The organism is Pseudoalteromonas sp. APC 3224 (assembly GCF_030407535.1).
Classification (GTDB): domain Bacteria; phylum Pseudomonadota; class Gammaproteobacteria; order Enterobacterales; family Alteromonadaceae; genus Pseudoalteromonas.
Map to the genome: position 1 here is coordinate 30,227 of NZ_JASDDF010000029.1, position 25,112 is coordinate 55,338.

The 25,112-nt window shown below is 40.3% G+C and carries 23 protein-coding genes; 13 read left to right on the top strand and 10 right to left on the bottom strand.

Features of this window, described 5'->3' with window-relative positions:
* Positions 1–32 precede the first annotated feature (32 nt).
* Positions 33–311: a peptidylprolyl isomerase PpiC gene (ppiC, locus tag QL989_RS13900; RefSeq protein WP_008464312.1), complete on the top strand. Its 279-nt coding sequence runs from the start codon at positions 33–35 to the stop codon at positions 309–311.
* Positions 312–384: 73 nt separating this feature from the next.
* On the top strand, positions 385–1,188 hold the full coding sequence (locus QL989_RS13905; protein WP_193050229.1) for a transporter substrate-binding domain-containing protein: 804 nt from the start codon (positions 385–387) through the stop codon (positions 1,186–1,188).
* 10 nt (positions 1,189–1,198) lie between these two features.
* Here the strand turns inward: QL989_RS13905 and QL989_RS13910 are convergent, their stop codons facing one another.
* The 5 genes from QL989_RS13910 to QL989_RS13930 form a co-directional block, all read right to left on the bottom strand.
* A complete protein-coding gene (locus QL989_RS13910) occupies positions 1,199–1,855 on the bottom strand; it encodes a DsbA family oxidoreductase (RefSeq protein WP_290170817.1) in 657 nt (218 codons plus the stop codon).
* Positions 1,856–1,976: 121 nt separating this feature from the next.
* Complete coding sequence (locus QL989_RS13915; protein ID WP_290170818.1) at positions 1,977–3,197, bottom strand: Xaa-Pro peptidase family protein; 1,221 nt, start codon at positions 3,195–3,197, stop codon at positions 1,977–1,979.
* A gap of 138 nt (positions 3,198–3,335) precedes the next feature.
* Positions 3,336–3,944 (bottom strand): flavin reductase, encoded by a 609-nt coding sequence (locus tag QL989_RS13920; RefSeq protein ID WP_290170819.1) that lies wholly within the window; start codon positions 3,942–3,944, stop codon positions 3,336–3,338.
* A gap of 11 nt (positions 3,945–3,955) precedes the next feature.
* Positions 3,956–4,681: an SDR family NAD(P)-dependent oxidoreductase gene (locus QL989_RS13925; RefSeq protein ID WP_290170821.1), complete on the bottom strand. Its 726-nt coding sequence runs from the start codon at positions 4,679–4,681 to the stop codon at positions 3,956–3,958.
* Positions 4,678–5,076, bottom strand: a complete 399-nt coding sequence (locus QL989_RS13930) for a DUF393 domain-containing protein (protein WP_290170822.1) — start codon at positions 5,074–5,076, stop codon at positions 4,678–4,680. The genes QL989_RS13925 and QL989_RS13930 overlap by 4 nt, the downstream gene beginning before the upstream one ends.
* A gap of 120 nt (positions 5,077–5,196) precedes the next feature.
* Between QL989_RS13930 and ppc the strand changes: the two genes are divergently transcribed.
* Positions 5,197–7,842: a phosphoenolpyruvate carboxylase gene (ppc, locus tag QL989_RS13935; protein WP_138606840.1), complete on the top strand. Its 2,646-nt coding sequence runs from the start codon at positions 5,197–5,199 to the stop codon at positions 7,840–7,842.
* A gap of 123 nt (positions 7,843–7,965) precedes the next feature.
* Entirely contained in the window at positions 7,966–8,895 is a 930-nt protein-coding gene (gene cdd / locus QL989_RS13940; protein WP_290170823.1) for a cytidine deaminase, read from the top strand.
* On the opposite strand, the gene udp is transcribed toward cdd, so the two are convergent.
* Positions 8,884–9,639 carry a uridine phosphorylase gene (udp, locus tag QL989_RS13945; RefSeq protein WP_138606844.1) on the bottom strand — a complete coding sequence of 252 codons (756 nt, stop codon included), beginning with the start codon at positions 9,637–9,639 and terminating at the stop codon, positions 8,884–8,886. The genes cdd and udp overlap by 12 nt on opposite strands.
* Positions 9,640–10,061: 422 nt before the next feature.
* Here udp and QL989_RS13950 point away from each other — a divergent pair, with 422 nt between their 5' ends.
* From QL989_RS13950 to QL989_RS13985, 8 genes are all read left to right on the top strand, one after another.
* Positions 10,062–11,171: an arginase family protein gene (locus QL989_RS13950; protein ID WP_138606846.1), complete on the top strand. Its 1,110-nt coding sequence runs from the start codon at positions 10,062–10,064 to the stop codon at positions 11,169–11,171.
* A 97-nt stretch (positions 11,172–11,268) separates the two neighbouring features.
* Positions 11,269–11,970, top strand: a complete 702-nt coding sequence (locus tag QL989_RS13955) for a transporter substrate-binding domain-containing protein (RefSeq protein WP_290170824.1) — start codon at positions 11,269–11,271, stop codon at positions 11,968–11,970.
* Between the two features lie 78 nt (positions 11,971–12,048).
* Positions 12,049–13,338 (top strand): hemolysin family protein, encoded by a 1,290-nt coding sequence (locus QL989_RS13960; RefSeq protein ID WP_138606850.1) that lies wholly within the window; start codon positions 12,049–12,051, stop codon positions 13,336–13,338.
* Positions 13,339–13,550: 212 nt separating this feature from the next.
* Positions 13,551–14,714 (top strand): efflux RND transporter periplasmic adaptor subunit, encoded by a 1,164-nt coding sequence (locus tag QL989_RS13965; protein ID WP_198522705.1) that lies wholly within the window; start codon positions 13,551–13,553, stop codon positions 14,712–14,714.
* Positions 14,715–14,725: 11 nt separating this feature from the next.
* Positions 14,726–17,857, top strand: coding sequence for an efflux RND transporter permease subunit (locus tag QL989_RS13970; RefSeq protein ID WP_290170826.1), 3,132 nt, complete (start codon positions 14,726–14,728; stop codon positions 17,855–17,857).
* Positions 17,857–19,266 (top strand): efflux transporter outer membrane subunit, encoded by a 1,410-nt coding sequence (locus QL989_RS13975; protein ID WP_290170827.1) that lies wholly within the window; start codon positions 17,857–17,859, stop codon positions 19,264–19,266. The genes QL989_RS13970 and QL989_RS13975 overlap by 1 nt, the downstream gene beginning before the upstream one ends.
* A 130-nt stretch (positions 19,267–19,396) precedes the next feature.
* Complete coding sequence (locus QL989_RS13980) at positions 19,397–20,017, top strand: TetR/AcrR family transcriptional regulator (protein ID WP_138606858.1); 621 nt, start codon at positions 19,397–19,399, stop codon at positions 20,015–20,017.
* A 315-nt stretch (positions 20,018–20,332) separates the two neighbouring features.
* Entirely contained in the window at positions 20,333–21,961 is a 1,629-nt protein-coding gene (locus tag QL989_RS13985) for a diacylglycerol kinase family protein (RefSeq protein ID WP_290170828.1), read from the top strand.
* 39 nt (positions 21,962–22,000) lie between these two features.
* Here QL989_RS13985 and QL989_RS13990 read toward each other — a convergent pair whose 3' ends face one another.
* The gene (locus tag QL989_RS13990; protein WP_010389056.1) at positions 22,001–22,312 is read right to left on the bottom strand and encodes a VF530 family protein; all 312 of its coding nucleotides are present in this window, start codon (positions 22,310–22,312) and stop codon (positions 22,001–22,003) included.
* 97 nt (positions 22,313–22,409) lie between these two features.
* The gene (locus tag QL989_RS13995) at positions 22,410–22,712 is read right to left on the bottom strand and encodes a DUF1496 domain-containing protein (RefSeq protein ID WP_198522701.1); all 303 of its coding nucleotides are present in this window, start codon (positions 22,710–22,712) and stop codon (positions 22,410–22,412) included.
* A 104-nt stretch (positions 22,713–22,816) separates the two neighbouring features.
* Here QL989_RS13995 and QL989_RS14000 point away from each other — a divergent pair, with 104 nt between their 5' ends.
* Positions 22,817–23,050, top strand: coding sequence for a TIGR02647 family protein (locus QL989_RS14000; protein ID WP_008464346.1), 234 nt, complete (start codon positions 22,817–22,819; stop codon positions 23,048–23,050).
* Here QL989_RS14000 and maiA read toward each other — a convergent pair.
* The gene (gene maiA, locus QL989_RS14005) at positions 23,047–23,676 is read right to left on the bottom strand and encodes a maleylacetoacetate isomerase (RefSeq protein WP_198522700.1); all 630 of its coding nucleotides are present in this window, start codon (positions 23,674–23,676) and stop codon (positions 23,047–23,049) included. The two genes, QL989_RS14000 and maiA, sit on opposite strands and share 4 nt — an antisense overlap.
* A gap of 7 nt (positions 23,677–23,683) precedes the next feature.
* Complete coding sequence (hmgA, locus tag QL989_RS14010) at positions 23,684–24,985, bottom strand: homogentisate 1,2-dioxygenase (protein WP_290170829.1); 1,302 nt, start codon at positions 24,983–24,985, stop codon at positions 23,684–23,686.
* Positions 24,986–25,112: the final 127 nt, after the last annotated feature.

Consider the following 25,112-nt stretch of genomic DNA (forward strand, 5'->3'; position numbering starts at 1 on the left):
ATTACTAGTAAATAGGTTTTAAGGGCTTTTTCATGGCAAATACAGCGCACGCACTGCATATTTTAGTAAAACATAAAGAGATTGCAGAAGACATCATTAAGCAATTAGGCAAAGGCGCAAAGTTTCAAACCTTAGCTAAAAAATATTCGTCTTGTCCGTCGGGCAAAAAGGGCGGTGATTTAGGTGAGTTTAGACGCGGCCAAATGGTACCGCAGTTTGATAAAGTTGCTTTTAGTGGTGCAATTTTAGAGCCGCATTTAGTGAAGACAAAATTTGGTTGGCATGTGATTAAGGTGCTTTATCGCACTTAAAAAGCGGAATTTTAAGTTCCCGCTATACTTACTATTTCTCATTTTATAACTGCTAAAACACCTTGGAATGACTATGAAGCTATTTAATTTATGCTGCAGTGTTATCCTCATTGCCCTGTCTTTTTTTGCATGTGGCAGCGAGCAAACTGTGACGCTAAAAATAGGAAAACCAAGCACACCTAATATGCCAAGAAACCACTATGTTTTGAGCTTATTAGAAAAAAGCTTTGCGCAGATGAATGTAAAACTCAATATTAGCTATAGTGTTGAGCCGATGAATACCAAACGAGTATTAGAAGAGCTAAAGCACGATGGGGCTATTAATTTTGCTTGGTTAAGTATGTCAAAAGAGCAAGCAAATAGCCTCGTACACACAACCTTTCCAATATACAATGGCTTGCACTCAAAACGTTTACTGATGATAAAACAAAGCCGGCTGGGCGAATTTTCAGATATAAAAACCCTTGAACAACTAAAGCCTTTTATAGCCTTACAAAAGCAAAGTTGGTCTGATTATTATGTATTAAAGAACAATGGCTTAACAGTTAATGGTGATTTGAGTTATGAAAGCATGTTAAAAGCGTTAGATGAAGGACTTGGCGATTACTTTCCTCGTTCAGTAACTGCGATTAGAGCTGAAATACAAAAAAGCCCACAATACAACTTTGTAGTTGAGCCACATATTATGCTGCAGTACGATAATTTTTATTACTTTTATGCAAACGAAAAAAATAAAGCAATTATCGACTTATTACAGCAGGGTTTAACAAAGCTAGCACAAAAAGGTGAGCTTGATGCCCTCTACACGCATTTTTACCATGATGTTGAGGACGGGCTTGGTTTAAGTCAGCGAACTGTATTTAAACTAAAGCATTAGGGCCTGTTAACTAATCTTGCTTAGCTTCTTCTTCGCTTATTTGCTTAAGTGCTTGAATAAACGACTCACTCGGCTGCCCACCGGTAAGCGCATACTTATCATTTATAATGAAAGTAGGCACTGAAGTAATACCCATTTGCTTAAAGTTATTTTGCTCTTCGCGAACCGCTTGTACGTATTTATCTGAGTGTAAAATATCTCGGGCTGTATCTTTGTTAAGGCCTACTCTTTCTACCACATCCAGTAGTGCATCTTCTTGATTTAAATATTTTAAATCGGTGAAGTGTGCTTCAAAAAACGCCAATTTCAACTCAGTTTGCTTGCCTTCTTCACGAGCCCACATTAGCAAGCGGTGTAGATCAAAGCTGTTGATCATGATGCGTTTACCGTCAAAATTAAAGGTAAACCCAGCTCGTTTACCCGCATCTGCCATGTTTTGACGGTTTCGCGCACTTTCTTCTTCGGTTAAGCTGTATTTTTGCTGCAAATGCTCGTCTAAGTCTTGCCCTTCAAGTGGCATATCTGGATTAAGCTCAAAAGGGTGCCATGTAATATCCGCACTCATTTCTTCTTTTAATTCTGCCAATGCGGTCTCTAAGTTCTTGTAACCGATAATACACCACGGGCACATTACATCTGAGACGATATCAATTTTAAAGTTTTTCATAGGGATCCTTGAAGGATTGCTTAGTAATAACAATGGATATTGGGATGAAGTCTACTTTATCAATCATTGGACATAAAAAGAGCAGCCAAGGTGCAGCTCTTTTTATTAAATGATTCATATATTAGCTGTTTAAGCCAAATGGGTCATCAATGCTATGACTCGGTTGAGTAAACCAGCGCGGACCATCATCTGTCATGTAAAAGTGATCTTCTAATCTAACCCCAAATTCATCTGGAATAACTAGCATGGGTTCGTTACTAAAACACATGCCATTGGCAAGCGGGGTTTTATCACCGCCAACTAAATATGGCCATTCGTGAATGTCTAAACCAATACCATGGCCTGTACGATGTGGGCAACCTGGTGTTTGATACTCAGGTCCTAAATTTTGTGCTGCTAAGTAGCTGCGAGCTGCTTCGTCAACCGATTCACAGGTTTCGCCAAGGGCTGCTTGATTGAAAGCTGCTAACTGTGCCGCTTTTTCAAAATCCCAAAACAGGCGTTGTCGGCTGGTTGCTTCACCAAACACATAAGTACGCGTAATATCAGAAAGGTAATCGTGCACTTTACATCCAGTATCGATGAGCACCATGTCGCCTTTTTTCAAAATTTGTGGGTCTTTTACGCCATGTGGGAATGAGGTGGCAAGGCCAAACAATACAATACAGAAGTAATTACCTGGGGCTCCTACTTTTTGATGGGCTTTTTTTATAAATTCTTCGACTTCTACGGTGCTAATTCCTTCATAAAGCATGCTCGCTGTAGCCTTATGAACCGCCAAAGTCATATCCATGGCACATTGCATTAATGCTAATTCATTGACTGATTTATGCATTCGACAATGTGCGGTTACAGGTTGTGCGTTCACCAGCTTTAATCCTGAACTGGCTTTATTGATACCATCAAAAATAAAAAACTGTGCGCTTTCATCAATACCAACGGTAGCAGTGTCGCTAATATTGAGCTGCTTAAGCACTTTAACACATAGCTTAAACGGGCTTTCATGCTCTTGCCAGCCGTGTATTGGGCCATCAATAACCTTAAAGCCATTTAAAGAGCCAATTTCAAAATGTGGAGCAATGTATTGCACATCACCTACGGCAGGTAAAATAGCGCCAACAAGTCGTTCACTGGCATACCATTTCATTCCGGTGAAATAAGTTAAGTTGGTACCTGCGTTTAAATAAATGGCATCAATGTTGTGCGCTTGCATATAGGTTTGCGCTTTGGCCATACGCGCTAAATATTCATCGGCCTGAATTGGCGTTACTGAGTGAGTCATATTACTTAAACTAGCAAGTGCTTGCTCGGGTGTGTGAGTACCAATACCAACTGTCGTCATATATTTCTCCTACAAAATTTTGCATAGTGTGTAGGTTTAACAGTTTAAATTCAAACTAATTGCGATTAGTGAACAAGGGGCTCAAAAAAAGGGGGGGAGTTATCAAGTCGCTTATTTGGAGGACTTGATAACCTCGGGCTATTTTTTTGCATAGGGTAAGCGAGTGAGCTTATTTGCCGTGTGGTAACTATCTAAACCGGTTACTGCAACTGTATCAATGGCTTGTAAATCTAAAAAACCATCACTTTGGAGTGCTGATTCATCCACATATACATCCATTATTTCACCAATAACCAGCTCGGTGCCATTAACAGCTAAATGTTGATTCTCTACAAATTTTACCGCGTATTTAAGTCGACTTTGTGCAACAAAGGGAGCGTTAAACTCATTTAAGTATTCTGTTTTTAACCCCGTTGCATCAAACTCAGATTCATCTTTAGCGTAACGTGCCGAGGTTTGGTGCGCTTGCTGGTAAATGTCACTATTTACTTGATTAATAGTGTAAACGCCTGTTTCTATAATATTTTCAAATGTATGCCTTGGTACACTGTGTGGGCGCATTATCATGCCTACAAGGGGCGGGTGGGCGCCTAAATGAATAACCGAACTAACGATGGCTAGATTGGTATTACCTTGCTCATCCTGTGTGCCAATTAAGTTAGCACTTTTAAACCCTGACAATGAATTTATAAAATGCGTGCGTGTGTGTTTTTCGAGTGCGGTTATGCGGTCTTTGGAAAAATGCATGTGTTAATTCCTTACCATTTTATGGTGTTTCCTTGCCAATCTAGGTAGACAGGTTCGTTGTTAAGTTCTAATTGTGGATTTTCGTAAGTAAATTTAAATAATTGCTGGGCAACAAACTCAGGGGTAAATAGTTTATCTGCAGGAACATTTTTCTGAAATGGCTTAGAAAGCTGTGTATCTGTAGTACCTGGGTGAAATAAAATCAGTTTAGTATTTTTAGCGCGACGAGCAAGCTCAATGGCGGCTGTTTTAAATAACATATTAAGTGCTGATTTTGATGCGCGATAGGTATACCAACCACCTAATTTATTGTCGTTAATACTACCTACACGAGCGCTCAGAGCGGTAATTGTGCAGTGAGTTTTGTGGTTAAGCAGCGGCACTATACTTTGTAAACATAGCAGGGGTACAAGCGTATTAGAGTGCATAAGCTGCATAAAATAATCACTGTTGATTTCTTCAAGCTTTTTTTCTGGCATGTGCTGGTCGTTGTGTAATTGACCATTAAATATAATCACTTGAGCTATATCTACTTGCTGGGATTTTAACGACTCGGTTAGCTCGTTTAGGCTTTGCGCTGAATAGTCGCTCTGAAAATAGTTTACGTTTATATCGCTGTGATTAATGTTCGATGAGCTGACACAAATAATATTAAATTGTGTTGCTTGTTGGTTTAAGTGATTAACGTAAGATTGGGCAATGGCGCTACTGGCACCAAATAAAATCACTGTTTTCATTTTTCACCTTTGCTTTTGATATTACATTGACCTGAGTTGCACTGTGCATTAGGCATTAAAAAACGACTAATTTGATGACGGTATTTTGCAAAGAAAGTATAAGCATGATCGGCAAAAAAACGAATGACGGGCAAACGAATAATTTTAAGCCAAGGATATTTGCCAACAGTACGCCAAGCTTGATAAGTCACATCTAAGCCGTAAATCATCTGCCCATTATCAGTTTGGGCATGCAGTATATTCATGGCGTATTGCTTATTGATTGCGGGAAAACGCGCATTAAAGTTATCAGCATTTAAATCTTCAAGTGTAACTTTATGATCAACATCGGCACGTTTTAAATGCTGCATCTCTGCATTGCAAAGGGGGCAATTACCATCGTAAAAAATGATCATGTCATCGCTTTGTGTTTATTTTACATATGCTTTTTTACGACATGCAGGTGCAAATGGATCTATTAAATAAGTAAACATAATGATATTAATAGGTCTCAAAGAAACAAAGGAGAGCTAAAAATGAGTGAACAATATGCCGCCTTGCGAGGTAATGTAAATTTACTTGGGCAATTATTAGGACAAACTATTAAAGATGCTCAAGGACAAGATATTTTAGATAAAGTAGAAGAGATTCGGGCTTTATCAAAATCATCTCGCAGTGGCAATGAAGCCGATCGTAAAGCGCTTATAGATGTACTACATGCGCTTAGTGATGAAGAGCTTTTACCGGTTGCCCGTTCATTTAATCATTTTTTAAACTTAGCGAATGTTGCAGAGCAGTTTCACACTGTATCACGTTTTAATGATGTTGGTTTTTGCCAACTAAACCCTCTCACTCAAACATTAAAAACGTTAGCAGCAAAGGCCGAACAAGGTCAGCTTAATCATAATCATTTAGCTGATACCCTCTCAAAACTCCACATAAACTTAGTACTAACAGCACACCCAACCGAGGTGACTCGTCGTACTATTATTAATAAACATGTTGAACTTAGCGATTGTTTAGCATCGCTTGAGCGTACCGACAATCTTGCGCAAGAACGCGAAGCAATATTAAACCGTATTGCGCAGTTAATTAGCCAAGCATGGCATACGGACGATATTCGTCGTTCACGCCCAAGCCCTGTAGATGAGGCTAAATGGGGCTACGCAGTCATTGAAAACAGTTTATGGGAAGCTGTGCCACGTTTTCTACGTGAGTTTAGCCAGCATGTAAAACAGCATTTAAGCTTAGAGTTGCCAGCAGATTACAGCCCGATAGAATTTACTTCTTGGATGGGGGGAGATCGTGATGGTAACCCGTTTGTAACCGCCGAAGTAACCAAGCAAGTGCTCGACCATGGCCGTTGGATGGCACTGGATTTATACCAGCGTGATTTAGAAACGCTCTGTGCTGAACTTTCTATGTCGGATGCCAGCGATGAGCTCATTAAATTGGCTGGGCAAGAGTTTGAACCGTACCGTGCTGTTTTGAAAGATGTTAAAAACCAAGTTGCAGAAACGGTGATGCATTTAAGCGCTAAAATTAAAAATAAGCGCACTGAATCTCAAGATTTAATCACCGATATTAATCAAATTAAGCACCCTATTGAGGCATGTTATCGCTCTTTATTAAAGTGCAACATGCAAGTAGTGGCCAATGGCTTACTACTGGATATGATTCACCGAGTAAATAGCTTTGGACTGCGTTTGGCAAAACTAGACGTGCGCCAAGATTCGTCGAGACACAGTGATGTATTTTCTGAGCTAACTCGTTACTTAGGTATTGGCGACTACAACCAATGGCAAGAGCAAGATAAGCAGGCTTTTTTACTTGCTGAGCTTAATTCTCGTCGTCCGCTTATTCCTAAGCATTGGCAACCTAGCCCTGAAGTGCAAGAGGTGCTCGACACCTTTGATGTTATTGCGCAGCAAGATGCAAAAACCTTTGGTTTATATATTATTTCTATGGCCCGAACAGCTTCTGATATTTTAGCGGTGCAGTTATTACTTAAAGAGTCAGGCTGCGGTTTTGAACTACCCGTGGCGCCATTATTCGAGACCTTGGATGATTTAAACGATGGTCATAATGTTATTACTACATTGCTTAATAATGAGTGGTACCGAGGTCATATTAAAAATACTCAAAATGTGATGATTGGTTATTCAGACTCAGCCAAAGATGCGGGTATGATGGCTGCTGGCTGGGCACAATATGAGGCAATGGACAAGTTAGTGCAACTGGCGGATGAACGCGGTATTGAGCTGGTTTTATTTCATGGTCGTGGAGGCACGGTTGGTCGAGGCGGTGCACCTGCTGCACAAGCATTGCATTCGCAGCCACCGGGTTCACTCAAAGGGGGCCTTAGGGTGACAGAGCAAGGCGAAATGATCCGCTTTAAATTTGGCTTACCCAATGTGGCATTGCAAAGCTTAAATATATACGCGGGTGCGGTGCTGCAAAGTAACTTATTACCACCGCCAGAGCCCAAAGATGAATGGCGCGAAGTTATGGCATTAATTAGTGATGTATCGTGTGAGCACTACCGCAATGTTGTACGCCACGATGAAAACTTTGTACCTTACTTCAGAATGGCAACACCAGAATTGGAGCTATCTAAATTGCCATTAGGTTCAAGGCCAGCTAAACGTAATCCTAATGGTGGGGTAGAGAGCTTACGCGCAATTCCGTGGATATTTGCGTGGAGTCAAAATCGTTTAATGTTACCTGCATGGTTAGGCGCATTAAGCGGACTTAAAGCAGCGCTTGAAAAATATGGGATTGAAACCCTAAGCGAAATGAGTTTGCAATGGCCTTTCTTTCGAGCTCGTTTAGAAATGCTAGAAATGGTATTTAGTAAAGCGGATAGCTGGTTAAGTGAGCACTACGATAATGCGCTGGTGGAAGACATGTATAAACCTTTAGGTGTTGCCTTACGTGAGGAATTAGCAGAGGCGATAACCTTAGTGCAATCATTGAGCCCGCAAAAAAGTCTATTAGCCGATCAACCTTGGATCAAAGAGTCTATTGGGCTTAGAAATCCGTACACCGACCCACTGAACGTGTTACAGGTTGAGTTATTACGTCGCTCTCGTGGCGATGATAAAGGTAATGAAAGCGATATAGATAATGCCTTAATGATCACCATGACGGGGATTGCAGCGGGTATGCGAAATACAGGTTAATTTTTATTTTAGTAAAACAAAAAAGGGAACACGCGACGTGTTCCCTTTTTTTACGTTGAATAGGCTGGTATTTAGTTTGCCAACCTTTTACACTACTTAGCCATTGAACAAATAAAAACTATTATGGCTTCAGCAACTTTTAAAGTGCAACATAATACAGCACTTAGCAATTCACACATCTCATTAAACGTAGCGCAAACGCAAGCACTACGTAGTCAATTAAAAACTCAACGCGGTATTTTACATTCAAGCGATATTAAAGCGCTTTGCACCGAACTTAATGTCAGCGAAGATACATTATTGCAAGGTCTAGTGCCGTTGGCTTCTGAGTTTTCGGTTGCACCTATTTCCAAGTTTCATGTCGGCGCAATTGTAAAAGGGCTCGACTCACAAGGACATACGACTTTTTACTTTGGTGCCAATGCTGAGTTTGATCATCAAGCACTTAGTTTAGTGGTGCATGGTGAGCAATCAGCAATTAATAATGCGTGGTTAAATGGCGCTAAGAAAGTGCTAAAAATAGCCATTAGTGATGCACCATGTGGGTATTGCCGTCAGTTTATGAATGAACTGGCGGATGCCAGAGAGCTTGATATTTTACTGCCAGCACAAAATTTTAAATTAGCAGAGCTGTTACCGTATTCATTTGGGCCAACAGATTTAGGCAATGAGCACAGCTTATTTAACCCAGTAGAGCAAACTAAGCGCTTTGAAGAGACAAAGCTTGATGACAAGCTGCTGAGTTTTGCTTTAGCGGCTTATGTTCCATACAGTCAAAATTACAGTGCGGTAAAAATAAGCACCTTTGAAAATGGTGACTTTTATGGCAGTTATGCTGAAAATGCAGCGTATAGCCCAAGTTTATCGCCACTGCAAAGCGCAGTGAGTCAGCTATTTTTAGCAGGATTAAGCTTTGATAAACAAACAGTAAAATCAATTACTTTGTTAGAAACTACTGGTCACGAAAACCAATCAGGGGTAGCAAAAGCCGTGTTAGCAAGCTTTACTGGCTTGCCAACACTTGAGGTTATTAGCGCAACATTAACCAAGTAATACTTTAGCGGCTTCAAGTACCACGGCAACAGATTTTTTCTCAATCTCGCCGTGGTCCACGTTAGGTATTTCTTGACGTGTTCTATTTACTAATACACCAGCAACACAAGCAGCTTGTAAACCAAGCGCGGCACACATGGTAAATAAAGTGGCCGATTCCATTTCGTAGTTCATTACGCCCAATTTTTGCCATTCTTCACAGCTACCTTGTAGTGACTTAGGTACGTAGCCAGAGTGTGTATCGTAGCGCTCTTGACCTGGGTAGAAGGTGTCGCTCGAAGCGGTTATACCAATATGGAAATCGATATTAAGGTTTTCACAGGCTTTTACCATGGCTTGAGTGGCAAAAAAATCAGATACGGCAGGGTAGCATAGCGGGGCAAAATGCTGACTCGCACCATCTAAGCGAACCGAAGCTTGGCTAATTAGAATATCGCCTTCATTAATGTGCGGTTGAATAGCACCTGTTGTGCCAATGCGAAGAAAGCTTCGTACGCCAAGTTGTGCCAGTTCTTCAACGGCAATTGACGTTGAAGGGCCGCCGATACCAGTCGAACATATTACTACAGAGTGACCGTTTAATTGGCCTAAATAAATGTGAAACTCACGCGTTTGAGCAAGGCAGGTAGGATTATCTAAGAACTGTGAAATACGTGCTGCACGATCTGGATCGCCTGGAACTATAGCTAGTTTTGCACCTTTTAAGTCATCAATACACAGTCCTAAGTGAAATACCTTTTCCATAACTAAGCCTTTTTAATAAAAATTGTTGTCAATTTACCATGATTACGAGAAATGAAAATTAAGTACAGGACGGATGTCCGTATCGACTTAATTTGATTTATTCACCAACTCTGAATATTCAATCAATGACTAAAATTACGAACAAAATGAGCCAGTTGACTTGTTTGCTCAGACACTATATTCATACTTCATAGCAAACCAATAGCTAGGCTAAAGAGCCGATAGCTGTATTTTAAATTGTTTATATTCATTGGGTTAGTAAGAAAGCTTGGTTTTTATTTACCACTAACCTAAGCGAGCAAAATAAAGTTTACTGTAATTTTTAGCACACTATGCGAATAATCTGGAATTAATTCAGCGTGTGATGTTTTGCATAACTACTCAATAATAGACAAGATATTCAGATTGAAAAAGGGTTTACAATGAGCACACAATTTCAAGCATTTAAAAATAAAGTTGAGCACTGTCTATGTGCGCCTGGCGACGGTGTTTTTACGGTCAATACGGCTAAAGAACGCAAAGCAGCGCTAAGAAATAAATTATATGGACAAACTGAAAATGTCGATGTTTTATGGCGTGACTCACTTAACGAGCTGCCTAATTCACCACACAAAGCAGTAATGTTAGGCATTAGCTCTGATTGCGGTGGTGGAATTTTACGTGGCGCTAATTGGGGGCCTTTATTTTTACGCTCAGCACTGATAGATCAACAAACACAATGTCGTTCGTTTGATTTAGGTGATGTACGCGTAATACCGCATTTATTACATGATAAGTATTTAAATGAGGCCACTATTACCAACTGCCAAAAAGCGCTGTACGGTAATGACAATAATGATCATTATGTGAGCCCATTGTCAATTACTGAAGATGTGTGTGACAGCTTTTATGCGACATTCCAAGACAAAGGTATTTTTGGTATTGGTGGCGACCACTCAATTAGCTACCCGTTAACAAAAGCGTACTTAAAAGCTAAACGTGAGCAAGGCAAACGTACGGCAATTATTCATTTCGATGCTCACACCGACTTACTCGTAGAGCGTTTAGGTATCGACTTATGTTTTGGCTCTTGGTGTACACATATTTTAGAATTCTTACCAGCGCCGCATCATTTAATCCAATTTGGTATTCGCTCAAGTGGCAAACCTAAATCACATTGGGAAAGTACTTTTGGCGTTAAACAACACTGGGCTGCTGAAATTATAGAGCGTGGTGCAGCTGCGGTTGCTGCAGATGCGATTGCGCAGTTAAAAGCAGACAAGGTTGATGAAGTGTATGTGAGCTTTGATATTGATGCCCTCGATGCAGAATTTGCATCAGCAACAGGCACGCCTGAAGAAAATGGGTTAACGCCACAGCACGCGCTTGATATTTTGTCAGCGATTGCAGATGAGTTCCCTATAACGGGGGCTGATATGATGGAAATAGCTCCGTTTACTGACAGCTCTTTAGTGGGCCAATCAAGCTCTGAGACAACTCTGAGAGAAGGTGCTAAAATTTCGGCGTTTTTAATTAATGCAATGAATCGCTAATTTCAAAAGCTAAAAATTGGCTATTTGCAAATAACCCGCTATATTTAATTGGCTTTTATTAAAAAGTGACGTCTTAAATCTAATAGAGCGGGTTATTGTGATTAAATGGTGTTTTGTATTATTACTCATTGTAAGCCAACACTGTGCGGCAAAACTCACTGTTGTAACAGAGAATTTTGCACCTGCGCAGTATCTTGATGCTAACAACAATTTAGTTGGTGATGCTGCCGATATAGTACGATTAGTGCTTGATAGTGCAGGGATTGATTATTCAATTTCAGTTCACGATTGGAGTATGACTTATAATATTGCATTGAGGGATCCCGAAACCTGTATTTTCTCAATTTCACGCTCACCTGAGCGTGAGAGTCGCTTTGTTTGGTTTGCTAAACTTGCCCAATTCGACACAAACTTTTATTCTTTTAAAAGTAAAGGCATTGTTTTAACAAGTCTAGAGCAGGCCAAGCAATACAGAATTGCGGTTTTAAAAGATAACTATAGCCATCATTATTTACTCTCCCAAGGATTTAAAGAAAACGAAAACTTAATGCTGTTTAATAGTTTTGATAATATTTTTAAAATAATTCAAGCACGAAGTTCAAGCATTGATTTGGTTGTTATACCTGCGCAGAGAATAAGCCACGAACAATCTGACTTATTAAGTGAACTTCAACTCGAATCATTAATGCCTATTAACGCCAACCAAGCCCCCTTATATTTTGCGTGTAACAAAAACCTACCGAATGAATTACAGCAGCAACTTAGCACTGCCTTTGCCTTGTATGAGTCACAACTTTAAATATCAATTGCCCTGTTTATAAAAGCGGCTATAATCCAGCTGCTTTTGCTAATAAAAGCGATTATTTTGGAGTTATAAATGGGTGATTTAATCGGGATTGCATTATTAATCTTGATGAGTGCGTTATTTGCGATGTCAGAAATTTCGATCGCCGCTTCACGCAAAATAAAATTAAGGGTTATGGCCGACGAAGGAAATGTGCAAGCTCTGGCGGTTTTAAAACTGCAAGAGCAGCCAGGGGCTTTTTTTGCCATGATCCAAATTACGCTTAATGCGATTGCCATATTAGGTGGGATTGTTGGTGAGCAGGCATTGTCGCCTTACGTGCAAGAAATACTGCAGTTATTTTATCAGGGGCCGTTGCTTGGTCAAATTAGCTTTTTACTGTCGTTTTTAATTATTACCTCATTATTTATATTATTTGCTGATTTGCTTCCAAAGCGTTTAGCAATGATTTTACCTGAAGCTGTTGCTGTGCGTGTAGTTACAATTATGCGTTGGGTCACTTTCGCGCTCACACCGCTGGTATTATTTTTTAACGGCTTAACCAATATAGTATTACGAGTATTCAAAGTACCAAGTGAGCGTGAGGATATAGTTACTACTGAAGATATTGTTGCCATGATGGATGCGGGTGCCGAATATGGTAGCCTTCAACAGCAGGAATATGACTTAATTGGTAATGTATTTGATTTAGAAGCGCGCTTTTTATCAAGCGTGATGTCGCCACGAGAGCAAATAGTTTACTTTGATATTGATGAGTCGAGTGAAGATATAGCCAATAAAATTATAGAGCATCCACATAATCACTTTTTAGTGTGTAAAGGCAACCTTGATAAATTAATTGGCTCGGTTGAGTCAAAAGATATTTTACGCCAAGTGCTTAAAGGTGAGGCGGCAAATATTAATGCGGATATGCTTGATAAAGATATTTTTTACTTACCAGAAACACTGAGCTTATCTGAGTCGCTAAATGCGTTTAAAACTGCCGTTCATCCTTTTGCTGTGGTGGTCAATGAATATGCGCTAGTGGTTGGGATAGTGACAGTTAAAGATTTAATGAAAGGCTTTATGGGTGATTTAATCACGCATCAAAGTGAGGAGTTAATCATTGAACGCGACGCTAATTCTTGGTTGGTCGATGGTTTAACACCTATTGTTGAATTAGCTAAGGTATTAGAAATTGATGAATTCCCTGAGCAAAGCCATTATGAAACGGTTGCTGGGTATTTAATTTATACCATGAAGCATATTCCCAAACGTGCAGAATTTGTTTTATTTTCTGGCTTTAAATTTGAAGTAGTGGATGTAGAAGGTATTCGTATAGAACAATTACTTGTCTCTAGAGTGAATCCTGATAGCGAATAATAGCCGCTAAAATTAAATTATTGATTAACGGCAGCCAATGCATTGGCTGCCTTTTTTATGGGTGTTACTGATATAGCAAAACTATTGTTTGAGTTTATTTGGTGACAACTATAGTCAATTGTAAAAATGTGTAAATGTTGCTCAGTGGCTATTTTTAATTGTTGTACTATAGTTTAGAATGATCGTTCATTCTAAACTAAAAGGTATTTAACATGCAGCGCTCCCGCATCGCTTTTTTTGTATTTTCAGCCCTCGTTGGTTCTGTTGCTTTAAGTGGCTGCGATCAGGTAGCTGAGCAATCCAGTGCTTCTGCCCCTGCAGCGACTCCTGTTGGAGTTGTCACATTAAAAAGCCAAGCAATAACACTTAAAAAAGAATTACCAGGGCGTGTAAGTGCGTTTCAAATTGCTGAAATTCGTCCTCAGGTAAGTGGAATTGTGCAATCACGCTTATTTGAAGAAGGCACTCAGGTTGAAAAAGATCAAGCGCTTTACCAAATCAACCCTGATATTTTTGAAGCAGAATTAGCCGCCAGTAAAGCGGCGGTTGCTCGCGCAGAAGCGAGTATTGCTAGCAGTAAATCTAAAGCGTCTCGTTATAAAGAATTATTAGCAATTAAAGCCGTAAGCCAGCAAGATTTTGACGAAGCTGATGCTGCTTCTAAGCAAGCCTCTGCAGAATTATTAACGGCACAAGCGCAGTTAAAAAGTGCGCAAATTAACCTTGATTATAGCCATGTTTCTTCGCCAATTAGCGGCCAGATTAGTAAATCAAGCGTGACGGTAGGCGCATTAGTTAGCGCAGGCCAAACAAGCGCACTGGCAACGGTTACGCAACTTGACCCCATTTATGTTGATTTAACCCAATCAAGTAATGAGCTAACTAAACTCAAAAGAGCGCTAGCATCAGGTGCTTTAGGTGTCGACTCTACAACACAAACCGATGTAGAACTAATAATGGAAGATGGCTCAGTATATCCTCATAAAGGTACATTACAGTTCTCAGAAGTGACCGTTGATCCAAGTACTGGGTCAGTGACTTTACGTGCTAAGTTTCCAAACCCTGAAAAGCTATTACTACCAGGTATGTATGTGCGTGCTGAGGTGGTTGAAGGTGTTAAGTCAGACGCAATATTAGCCCCACAACGTGGTGTGAGCCGTAATACCAAAGGTGAACCTACAGCTATGGTTGTTAGCAAAAACAATACCGTTGAAAGCCGTGTATTAAAAGTAGAGCGAACTTTAGGCGCTAATTGGTTGGTGAGCGAAGGCTTAGCCGATGGCGACCAATTGATTGTGGAAGGGCTACAAAAGATTCGCCCAGGTGCACCTGTTACGGCAACTGCTGTGAAGCCTTCTGCAAATAACAGCCAATAACGGAGAGTTTTATGTCACGATTTTTTATCGATAGGCCTATTTTTGCTTGGGTATTGGCGATTGTGGTTATGCTTGCGGGTATTATTGCCGTTAAAAGCCTACCTGTTGCTCAGTATCCGTCTATTGCGCCGCCAGCGATTACCATTACGGCTAACTACCCAGGTGCATCTGCACGTACATTAGAAGACTCGGTAACTCAGGTTATTGAGCAAAAAATGAAAGGCTTAGATGGCTTGTTATACATGTCATCAACCTCACAGTCCAGCGGTTCAGCAACGCTGACATTAACATTTGATGCCGAGACCGATCCAGACACTGCCCAAGTTCAAGTACAAAATAAATTAGCGACCGCTACGCCATTATTGCCGGAAGAAGTACAGCGCCAAGGTGTGGTAGTGGCTAAATCATCATCAAGCTTTTTACTGGTTGTTGGTTTTGTGTCGCAAGATGGCAGTATGACTAATATTGATATTGGAGACTATGTATCGTCGAACGTGCAAGACATTGTGTCGCGTGTAGACGGTGTAGGTGAAGTGGAGCTGTTTGGCTCTCAATATGCAATGCGTATTTGGCTCGATCCGGCTAAATTACAAAACTATAAGCTAACCCCCAGCGATGTATCAGCAGCAATTAAAGCACAAAATGCACAGGTGTCAGCAGGTCAGCTAGGTGGTATGCCGTCACTTGCTGGGCAGCAGCTTAATGCGACTGTCACTGCGCAAAGTCGATTACAAAAACCAGAGCAGTTCAGAGATATTTTAGTAAAAACTAACAGCGATGGGTCGGTTGTTCGCTTACAAGATGTTGCCGAAGTTGAACTTGGCGGTGAAAGCTACGGTGTGGTTGCTCGTTTTAATGGTAAACCAGCATCGGGACTCGGTGTAAAGTTAGCCAGTGGCGCTAATGCACTTGATACCGCGCAAGGAGTAAAGGATGCACTTGAAGAGCTTAAGCCTTTTTTCCCACAAGGGCTTGAAGCGGTTGTGCCTTATGACACTACTCCCTTTGTTGCACTTTCAATTGAAAAAGTAGTTCATACATTAATAGAAGCCGTTGTTTTGGTATTTGTTGTGATGTACTTATTTTTACAAAACTTTAGAGCAACTATTATCCCAACAATTGCCGTGCCTGTAGTACTGCTAGGTACATTTGGCGTTCTATTTACCTTTGGGTATTCAATTAATACGCTCACTATGTTTGCCATGGTACTGGCCATTGGTCTGTTGGTCGATGACGCGATAGTGGTAGTTGAAAACGTAGAACGTTTAATGACAGAAGAAAAGCTCTCTGCGGTCGAAGCAACGCGAAAGTCTATGGATGAAATTAAGGGCGCGCTCGTGGGTATTGCCATGGTGCTGTCGGCGGTATTTATTCCTATGGCATTTTTTAGTGGCTCTACAGGGGTTATTTATCGTCAGTTTTCTATAACGCTGGTAACAGCAATGGGATTGTCGGTATTAGTGGCGCTTATTTTAACACCTGCATTGTGTGCTACGTTATTAAAACCGAGTCATGTGCATACTGATGGTACCTTTATTGGCCGTTTTTTCTCAGGCTTCAACCGTGGTTTTGATAAAACTAATAGAGGTGCACAAAGCTTTGTTGGGCGAATGATCAAGCACTCTAAGCGTTATTTGCTTAGTTATGTTTTGATTGTCGGTGGTATGGTCACTATTTTTTCAAGCTTACCCACTGCGTTTTTACCGGACGAAGACCAAGGTATTCTGTTTAGCCAAGTGATGCTGCCAGCAGGTTCTACAACAGAGCAAACGCTTGAAGTGGTTAAAAAAGTAGAAAACCATTATTTAGAAGAGCAATCTGAAGCTGTTGCCTCAATTTTCACGGTTACCGGTTTTAGTTTTGCAGGCTCAGGACAAAACTCAGCCATTGGTTTTGTGAGCTTAAAGCACTGGGATGAGCGCCAACGTGACGACTTATCAGTGGGAGCGGTTGCAGGAAAAGGCATGGGCTATTTTTCAACGATAAAAGAGGCGTTTGTGTTTGCATTCCCACCTCCGGCTATTATTGAACTTGGCACTGCGAATGGTTTTAATATGTTTTTACAAGACCGAGTTGGTTTAGGACACGATGAATTATTAAAAGCGCGTAATCAGTTATTGGGTATGGCAAGTCAAAGCCCAATCCTGGCAGGTGTTCGTCCTAATGGCCAAGAAGATATGCCTGAATTACAACTGGATATTGACCTTGCAAAAGCTGAAGCGCTTGGTTTATCACAAGGTGATATTAACAGTACACTTTCGACTGCTTGGGGTAGTAGTTATGTGAACGATTTTATCGACCGTGGCCGCGTTAAAAAGGTATATTTGCAAAGTAAGGCTGATGCTCGCATGGTACCTGAGGATCTAAATAAGTGGTATGTACGAAATAAAAACGGAGACATGGTGCCATTCTCAGCGTTTGCTAGTTCGTATTGGTCTTATGGCTCACCTCGTTTAGAGCGCTATAATGGTTTTTCAGCTATGGAAATTCAAGGTAGTGCTGCGCCAGGTTACAGTACAGGTGAAGCTATGGATGAAATGGAGCGCTTAGTAAAGCAATTACCTAATGGTATTGCCTCTGAATGGACTGCTATTTCATACCAAGAACGTTCAAGTGGTGGTCAAGCGCCGCTTCTTTATGGCCTTTCACTATTATTTGTATTTTTGTGTTTAGCAGCACTTTATGAAAGTTGGTCTATCCCATTTGCAGTAATGATGATTGTACCTCTGGGTATATTGGGGGCTGTTATGGCTGCTTTTTTAGGTAATTTATCAAATGATATTTACCTACAAGTTGGTTTATTAACCACCATAGGGCTAGCCTCTAAAAATGCGATATTAATTGTTGAATTTGCTAATCATAAAATGGATGAAGGCTTGAGCTTAGTTGATTCAGCCATTGCAGCCGTACGACTTCGTTTACGCCCTATTTTAATGACCTCAATGGCATTCATCTGTGGTGTACTACCGCTTGCAATAGCCTCCAGTGCAGGCTCTGGTGCACAAAACGCCTTAGGTATCTCAATCATTGGTGGAACACTAGCGGCTTCATCATTGGTGGTGATTTTTGTACCCTTATTTTTTGTTTTAGTGCGTAGACTATTTTCAGGAAAAGCTAAAACTACCTCGCAGGAGGAAGCATAATGAGTGTAAGAGCAATCAGTTTTAATGCTTTAACTTTAGCCATTTTATCTGGATGTCAGTTAGCTCCTCAGCAAGAAGCGCTTAATTTACCTGTCCCTGATGCGTATGCATCAGAGGCAGGCAAAGGGCAAGTTTCATCATTAAAATGGCAGCAGTTTTTTAATGATGAAAAGCTCAAAGCACTGATATCACAAAGCCTTGAGCACAATAAAGATCTGCAAATAGCAGCGCTTAATGTAGAGCGAGTACGTGGTTTATATCAAATTCAAGACTCGGCTTTGTATCCGTCACTTGATTTAAACGCGACGGGAAGTCGTCAGCGTTTACCTGCTGATTTATCAGCCAGCAGTCAGCCTCAAATTAGCTCCCAATACAGTGCAACTGTGGGTATGACCGCTTATGAGTTAGATTTATGGGGCAAAGTGCGTAATCAATCAGAGCAAGCACTTCAAACGCTTTACTCTACGCAGCTTAGTGAATATGGCATGCAGGTGTCGTTAATTTCTGAACTGGCAAATGCGTGGCTTAATTATGCGACCGATCAGCAATTACTTGCTTTGGCTCAAGAGACATTGTCATCGCAGCAAGCGTCTTTATCTTTAACGCAAAAAAGTGTTGATTTAGGTGCTGCCTCTGAAATTACGCTAGAGCAATTAAAAAGTACCGTAGCTACTGCAAAGGTTGATATTGCAACGTATAAGCGTTTATTAAAACGTGATAAAAATGCGCTTGATTTATTAGTAGGTAAACCGGTGAGTCAGGACTTACTACCGACTAAAGAGTTGAACACATTACTTGATTTACCCGCTGTTCCTGTCGGTCTTCCATCTGATTTACTAACACAGCGCCCTGATATAAAAGCGGCTGAGCACCAATTATTTGCTGCAAATGCCAATATAGGTATTGCGCGTGCGGCGTTTTACCCAAGTATTAGTTTAACAGCCAATGCAGGGAGTGCATCACGTGATTTAAGTAATTTATTTGATGCTGGGTCAGGCACATGGAGCTTTATGCCTTCGGTAAATTTACCTATTTTTAATATGGGACGTAACCAAGCTAATTTAGATGTCGCTAATGCAGAGCAGCAAGTTGCTGTAGCAACGTATCAGCAAAAAATTCAGCAAGCGTTTCGCGAAGTTGCTGATGTGCTTGCTGATAGAGAAGGTTTCAATGCCCAATTAAATGCGCTTGAACAGCTACTACAAAGCCGAAAAATAACCTATGACCTATCACAGGCGCGATACGATAAAGGGGTCGATAGCTTTTTGCAAGTGCTCGACGCTCAGCGAACATGGTATAGCGCAAAGCAACAACTGATCACCGGTCAACAAGCGCTGCTTGCAAGTCAAATTAACTTGTACAAAGCTGTTGGCGGTGGATGGGAAGTAACTACTCCTCAAAATAACTAATATGCATAAAACTAATTAGTTATGGCAGATTTATCCGTAGTAAAGTAATACTGTTTAACGCTTATCTCTATATTTTTTAGGGATAAACGTTAAACATTTCGAGTCTAGTGACTCGATAATGGAGTGTCGAATGAATTCTAAAAATAAAAAACACCTTGATCCGGTGCAAGCACAAGCGCGTCGTGAACAGGTATTAACAGCTGCTGCGGATTGTTTTCGTCGCAAAGGCTACCATGGCGCCGGTATGGCTGAAATAGCAAGAACAGCAGGTATGAGTGCAGGCCATATTTATAACTATTTTGATAGTAAAGAAGCAATAATCGAGCGTATTATTGAAAAAGATATGGAAGAAATGTTTTCTATATTTCAAGAGTTTGAAGAACAACCCGGTGATATTTTAACGGTGTTACTTGATGGTCTACATCATGGCGTACAGCGTCATATGGACACCGGAGCCAGCGTTATTGACCTAGATATGATGGCAGAGGCTAGTAGAAATAAAAAAGTTGCTTTGCTACTACGTGATGCTGACACGCAAGCGCGTAACAGAATGCGGGATCTATTAGTGAGTGAAAGTAGCTTAATAAAATCACATTCTGAGCAAGAATTAGAAAGCCGTATTAATGTGATTTTCTCAGTGATGGCCGGATTGTTATTACGAAAAATGCTGTTTCCTGAGTTAACAGAAGAGACCGTGCTTATTGCACTACGTCCAGCAATGAAAACATTACTTATGCCATTTGATAATTAATACACTGAGTTATTAAGTTACTATGAATATTTGACCCTTACTATTGTAAAAAAGAAAGGGCTAGCCTTATATACAAATAGTTTATGGCCAATATCATAAATAAAGACTAGCATTGAGTTGCTAAAACAGGAAAACAAAAATAAAGATATAGTTATTTATTATCAATAACTTAATATTTTTTAGCTGGTTTTATGTGAGCTTGCGCTAAAGAGCTAAACACAGTAAATAAGAATAGTTGCTTTTTGGCGTGCTACTTGCAATCTTCGAGCTATATTAAAAGCGTTAATTTTGCGCTAACAACTTTAAGGAGAGCACATGTGGGCTGCAGTAAGTTATCTTGTAACAGCATTGGTATTTATAGTATTGGGGTTAACGGTTAACTCCATTTATTTTGCAGTTGCATTTTTTTGGACCGCACTTTCGCTACTATTAGTTAGCGGTGCTTATTTTTTTAACGCAGGGAAAGTATTTAGAAAACGCGAAAATGGCGTTATTCCTTTTTACATTCGCTGGGCTTTTGTACCTTTTTTATTAGGTGCACAAATTTATAATGCATGGTCACGCAAGCGCGACAAAGTACCGCCTATTCAGCAAATAAACGATAATCTATTTTTAGCATGTCGCTTGTTCCCCTCAGATATAGACACATTAAAAGAAAATGGTATTACTGCTATTTTGGACGTTACCTGTGAATTTGATGGGCTTGAATGGACATCTACCCAAGAAAATATTGATTACTTAAATATTCCTGTTCTTGATCACAGTGTGCCTACACATTCACAGTTAAACCAAGCCATTAATTGGATCCATCATCATATTAAGAGAGACCGTCGTGTTGTGGTGCATTGTGCATTAGGGCGTGGACGCTCGGTGTTTGTTATGGCGGCATATTTATTGAGTCAAAATAAAGACGCGGATGTACATGATATTCTTGCACAAATAAAAGAAACACGTGAAACTGCCAATCTTAATAAACGCCAATTACGCCATTTAGTTAAGCGCCATCGTAGGGGGGAGTTACTAATAAAAAATAAAGCGTACTTAATTGCTAACCCGGTATCAGGTACTAAGTTGTGGTCTGAAAAAGAGCATTTAATTATTGCGCGTTTATCTGTGTATTACGATTTAACCATTTTAAAAACTACGCCAGAACAAAATGGCATTACATTGGCTAAACAGGCTATAGAAAGCCACCCCGATATTATTATTGCTTGTGGTGGCGATGGAACTGTAACTGAGGTTGCCAGTGTGTTGGTGGGTACGTCTTGTCGATTAGGAATAATACCACTGGGCACAGCAAATGCGCTCGCTCATGTATTAATGGGGATAAAATCTAAATTTATTCCTGTTGAGCAAGCATGTGATTTAATCATTGATGGTCAAGCTAACCTTATTGATACCGCGTATTGTAATGATGAGCTGATGCTATTATTAATTGGTATTGGCTTTGAGCATGCAATGATTGAAAAAGCAGATCGAGAGTCTAAAAATAAATCAGGTCAACTGGCTTATTTAAATGGTTTTTTACACTCATTTGGCGAAAATAAAGCGCAACAGCTGATAGTTAAATTAGATGATAATGAGCCTGAGACTATTAATACAAATAGTTTTATTGTGGCAAATGCTGCGCCATTTACTACGTTATTAGCACAAGGGGGCGGGCAACCCGATCACCGCGATGGGTTATTGGATGTAAATTGGTTAACGCCAAACAAAGATAATGAAACCACGGTATTAAGTATTGCTGAGCTGATGTTTAGCAGTATTACGCAAACGCATCTTGCTATTAACTCGCATTATACCAATGCAAAACGTGTAGAAATAAGCGCAGATGAAACGCTAAATTACGTGATTGATGGCGAGGTTAAATCTGCAGATAAAGTGGTGGTGAGCATTAACCCTGCGTCGCTAAATGTAATATGCCAAGAGCAAACACCTGATTAGAAAGGCGTATGTATTACGCCATTGCTATTTTTGAGCCTTTTATTTTTTAATAGAAGGCCATACAAAACCTGATGTATCAGGTTGTGAGGATTCTGACTGCTTAGTCGGTTTATTTCTAGGCTTACGTAACGGCTTGTTATTAATGGTATGGATATAAAGCGCTTCTACTTTATCTCTTGCCCAAGGCGTTTTACGTAAAAATTTTAAGCTTGATTTTATACTTGGCGAATCTGTAAAACATTTGATATTTACTTGTTCGCCCATTGCTTTGAAGCCTAAACGTTGTTCTAGTTCAACAAGGATTTGCTCTAAAGTTACCCCATGAAGCGGGTTTTTTGGTTGATTATTCATAGTCACACTGCTTTTTTAAACTGCATGTATTGTAACGTATCCCACCGCATCTTAATAGTTTGGAGATGGCTGGCAAATTTCAGATTGTTAATCTTGATTAATTTACAGTAATCGTAGAAGGCTTCTTGGGATAAATAAGGTTTCCTTGTTTATCGAGTTTTAGCCAAATTAACTGACTGTTGTTATGTTGGGGGTATTTAGCAGCACAAATAAGCGTAACAGAATGAACTTGCAGTATGGCACCTTCGCTATAGCGTTTATTATCATACCAGCACTCAGTGTTAGTGTTTATAAGCTGGGTAGCATCAACAATAGGAAGCGTTCTTGTTGTGTTAGCGTAGCTTAAAGCTGAAAAACACAAGCATAAAACAGCAATAATAAAAGTAAAATAATAACGCATGAATAACCTCAAGGTGTTTAAAATAACTACACTTAGCAAAAAAACATGCTAGGGTAAGTAAGACAACTTCAGTAAAACACAGAACAATAAAAAGGTGAACACATATGCTATTTAATCAAACGATGATTGACGAATTTACACTACTTGCCAAATTCCCACGCGAAAGCAAAATGCAGGGCATTAAACTCCATTCAGATGCTGAACCCGCTTTACTGAGTGCAGCACAACGTTTGTTTGATAAAGGAGTTATTGATAGCCCAGATGGCGGTTATTTAACTGATCTGGGCTTAGACTTAATTGAGCACGTCACTGTAATACACAGTGCGTTAAAAAGTTAGTTTGCGTCGGGTTGATTTTCTGGGGCTGCATCAATAAAGGCGGCCAATTCATTACAACGCTGATAAACGGCTGCTATTTTAGGGTAGGCAGCCATATCTACTTTAAAGCGAATGGCATTAAATACCTGTGGCACTAAACATACATCGGCTAAGCTTGGCGAGTCGCCTGCGCAAAATGTATTTTTGCTATCGAGCATTTGTTCTATTTTTTCAAAACCAACTTCAACCCAGTGTCGGTACCACTTATTTTTTGCTTCATCATCAACATTAAGTTCACTACTTAAATATTTAAGCACTCGCAAATTATCAATAGGATGGATATCACAGGCAATTGCATAACTTAAATTGCGAATGTGTGCTTTTTGCCAAGCATTACCTTGCAGTAATGGTGTTTCAGGGTATTGCTCTTCAAGGTACTCTAAAATTGCTAGAGATTGACCTAATACGCCGTCTTCTGTTTCTAAAGTCGGTAACAGCCCTTGTGGGTTTTTTTGTAAGTAATCTGTGCTTTGCTGTTCTGATTTTAATAAGTTAACAGGTACCAATTGATGATCAATATTTTTTAGATTTAATGCGATTCGAACACGATACGCTGCAGATGAGCGAAAATAAGTATAAAGCTTCATAATCTAATTATCCTTGATTGCCATTAAAGTGTTTTTTGATTGTGCGCCAGCAGTCAGTGTAATTAGCTTGGCGCTCTTTACCTTCTAATGCGTATTTAGTCGGCGATATTACATAACGTGACTCAAACATAAACGCCAACGTATTATCGTAGCGTTGTGGCTCTAAATCGGCGTTTGACGCTTTTTCAAATACGTCTGCTTCAGGACCATGCGGCGACATACAGTTATGTAAGCTCATGCCACCTGGCACAAAGCCATGCTCTTTTGCATCATATACCCCTTCTATTAAGCCCATAAACTCACTCATAATATTACGGTGATAGTAAGGCGGGCGGAAGGTGTTTTCAGCCACCATCCAACGCGGTGGGAAAATAGCAAAATCGATATTCGCAACGCCCTCAGTACCCGATGATGAAGTGAGTACGGTAAAAATTGAAGGGTCGGGGTGATCAAAGCTAACGGTATTCATGACATTAAAGCGAGCTAAGTCGTATTTATAAGGCGCACTGTTGCCTGTCCAAGCAACAACATCAAGGGGAGAGTGACCAATATCACAACGGAACATATTGCCATTAAATTTAGCAATTAGTTCGAAATCACCTTCAATATCTTCAAAAGCCGCTACTGGATATTGAAAATCACGATCATTCGCATAACCGTTGGCGCCCACAGGGCCGCGCTCAGCAAGGACATAGGCATGGCCGTAGTTTTCACAAATATAGCCACGCGCAGTATCGGTTAGTAACATTACTTGAAATTTAATACCACGCGGAATAACGGCAATTTCGCCTGCTTTAATAGTTAAATGCCCAAGTTCTGTTTTAAGTAGTAGTTCACCTTGTTGCGGTACAAATAACATTTCGCCATCGGCGTTATAAAAAAAGCGCTTGTCCATTGATTTATTGGCAACATAAACATGAATACCAATACCGGCTTGCCCATTGGCGCTGCCATTTGCAGCCATAGTGATTAAGCCATCGATAAAGTCAGTGGGTTCTGCAGGTATATCAATGGGATCCCAACGCAGCATGGTTGGTGGAGTCGGTACTTCAGTAATGGGAGCGGTTCTAATTAAGCCATTGTCTATGGCTGTATAATCGCCCTGCACAACCGATGGGCGAATACGATACATCCAAGTGCGGCGGTTATCGGCCCGAGGAGCGGTAAATGCAGTGGTACTGAATTGCTCTGCGTATAAATCATATTTTACTTTTTGCGGACTGAATTGCCCAATCGGTAATGCACCAGGCAGCGCTTCGGTTTCAAATTCATTGCCAAAGCCGGTCATGTAGTTTAATTGTGTCGCCATTACTGACTCCTGTAAAAATGGGGGAGTGTTATATTTTTGTTATTTACGCTAAGATACTCTCAAGTGAGACTAATATCAAATGCACTGATTATGACCGTTGTAAATAAAAGTGAACAGATAAAAGTCG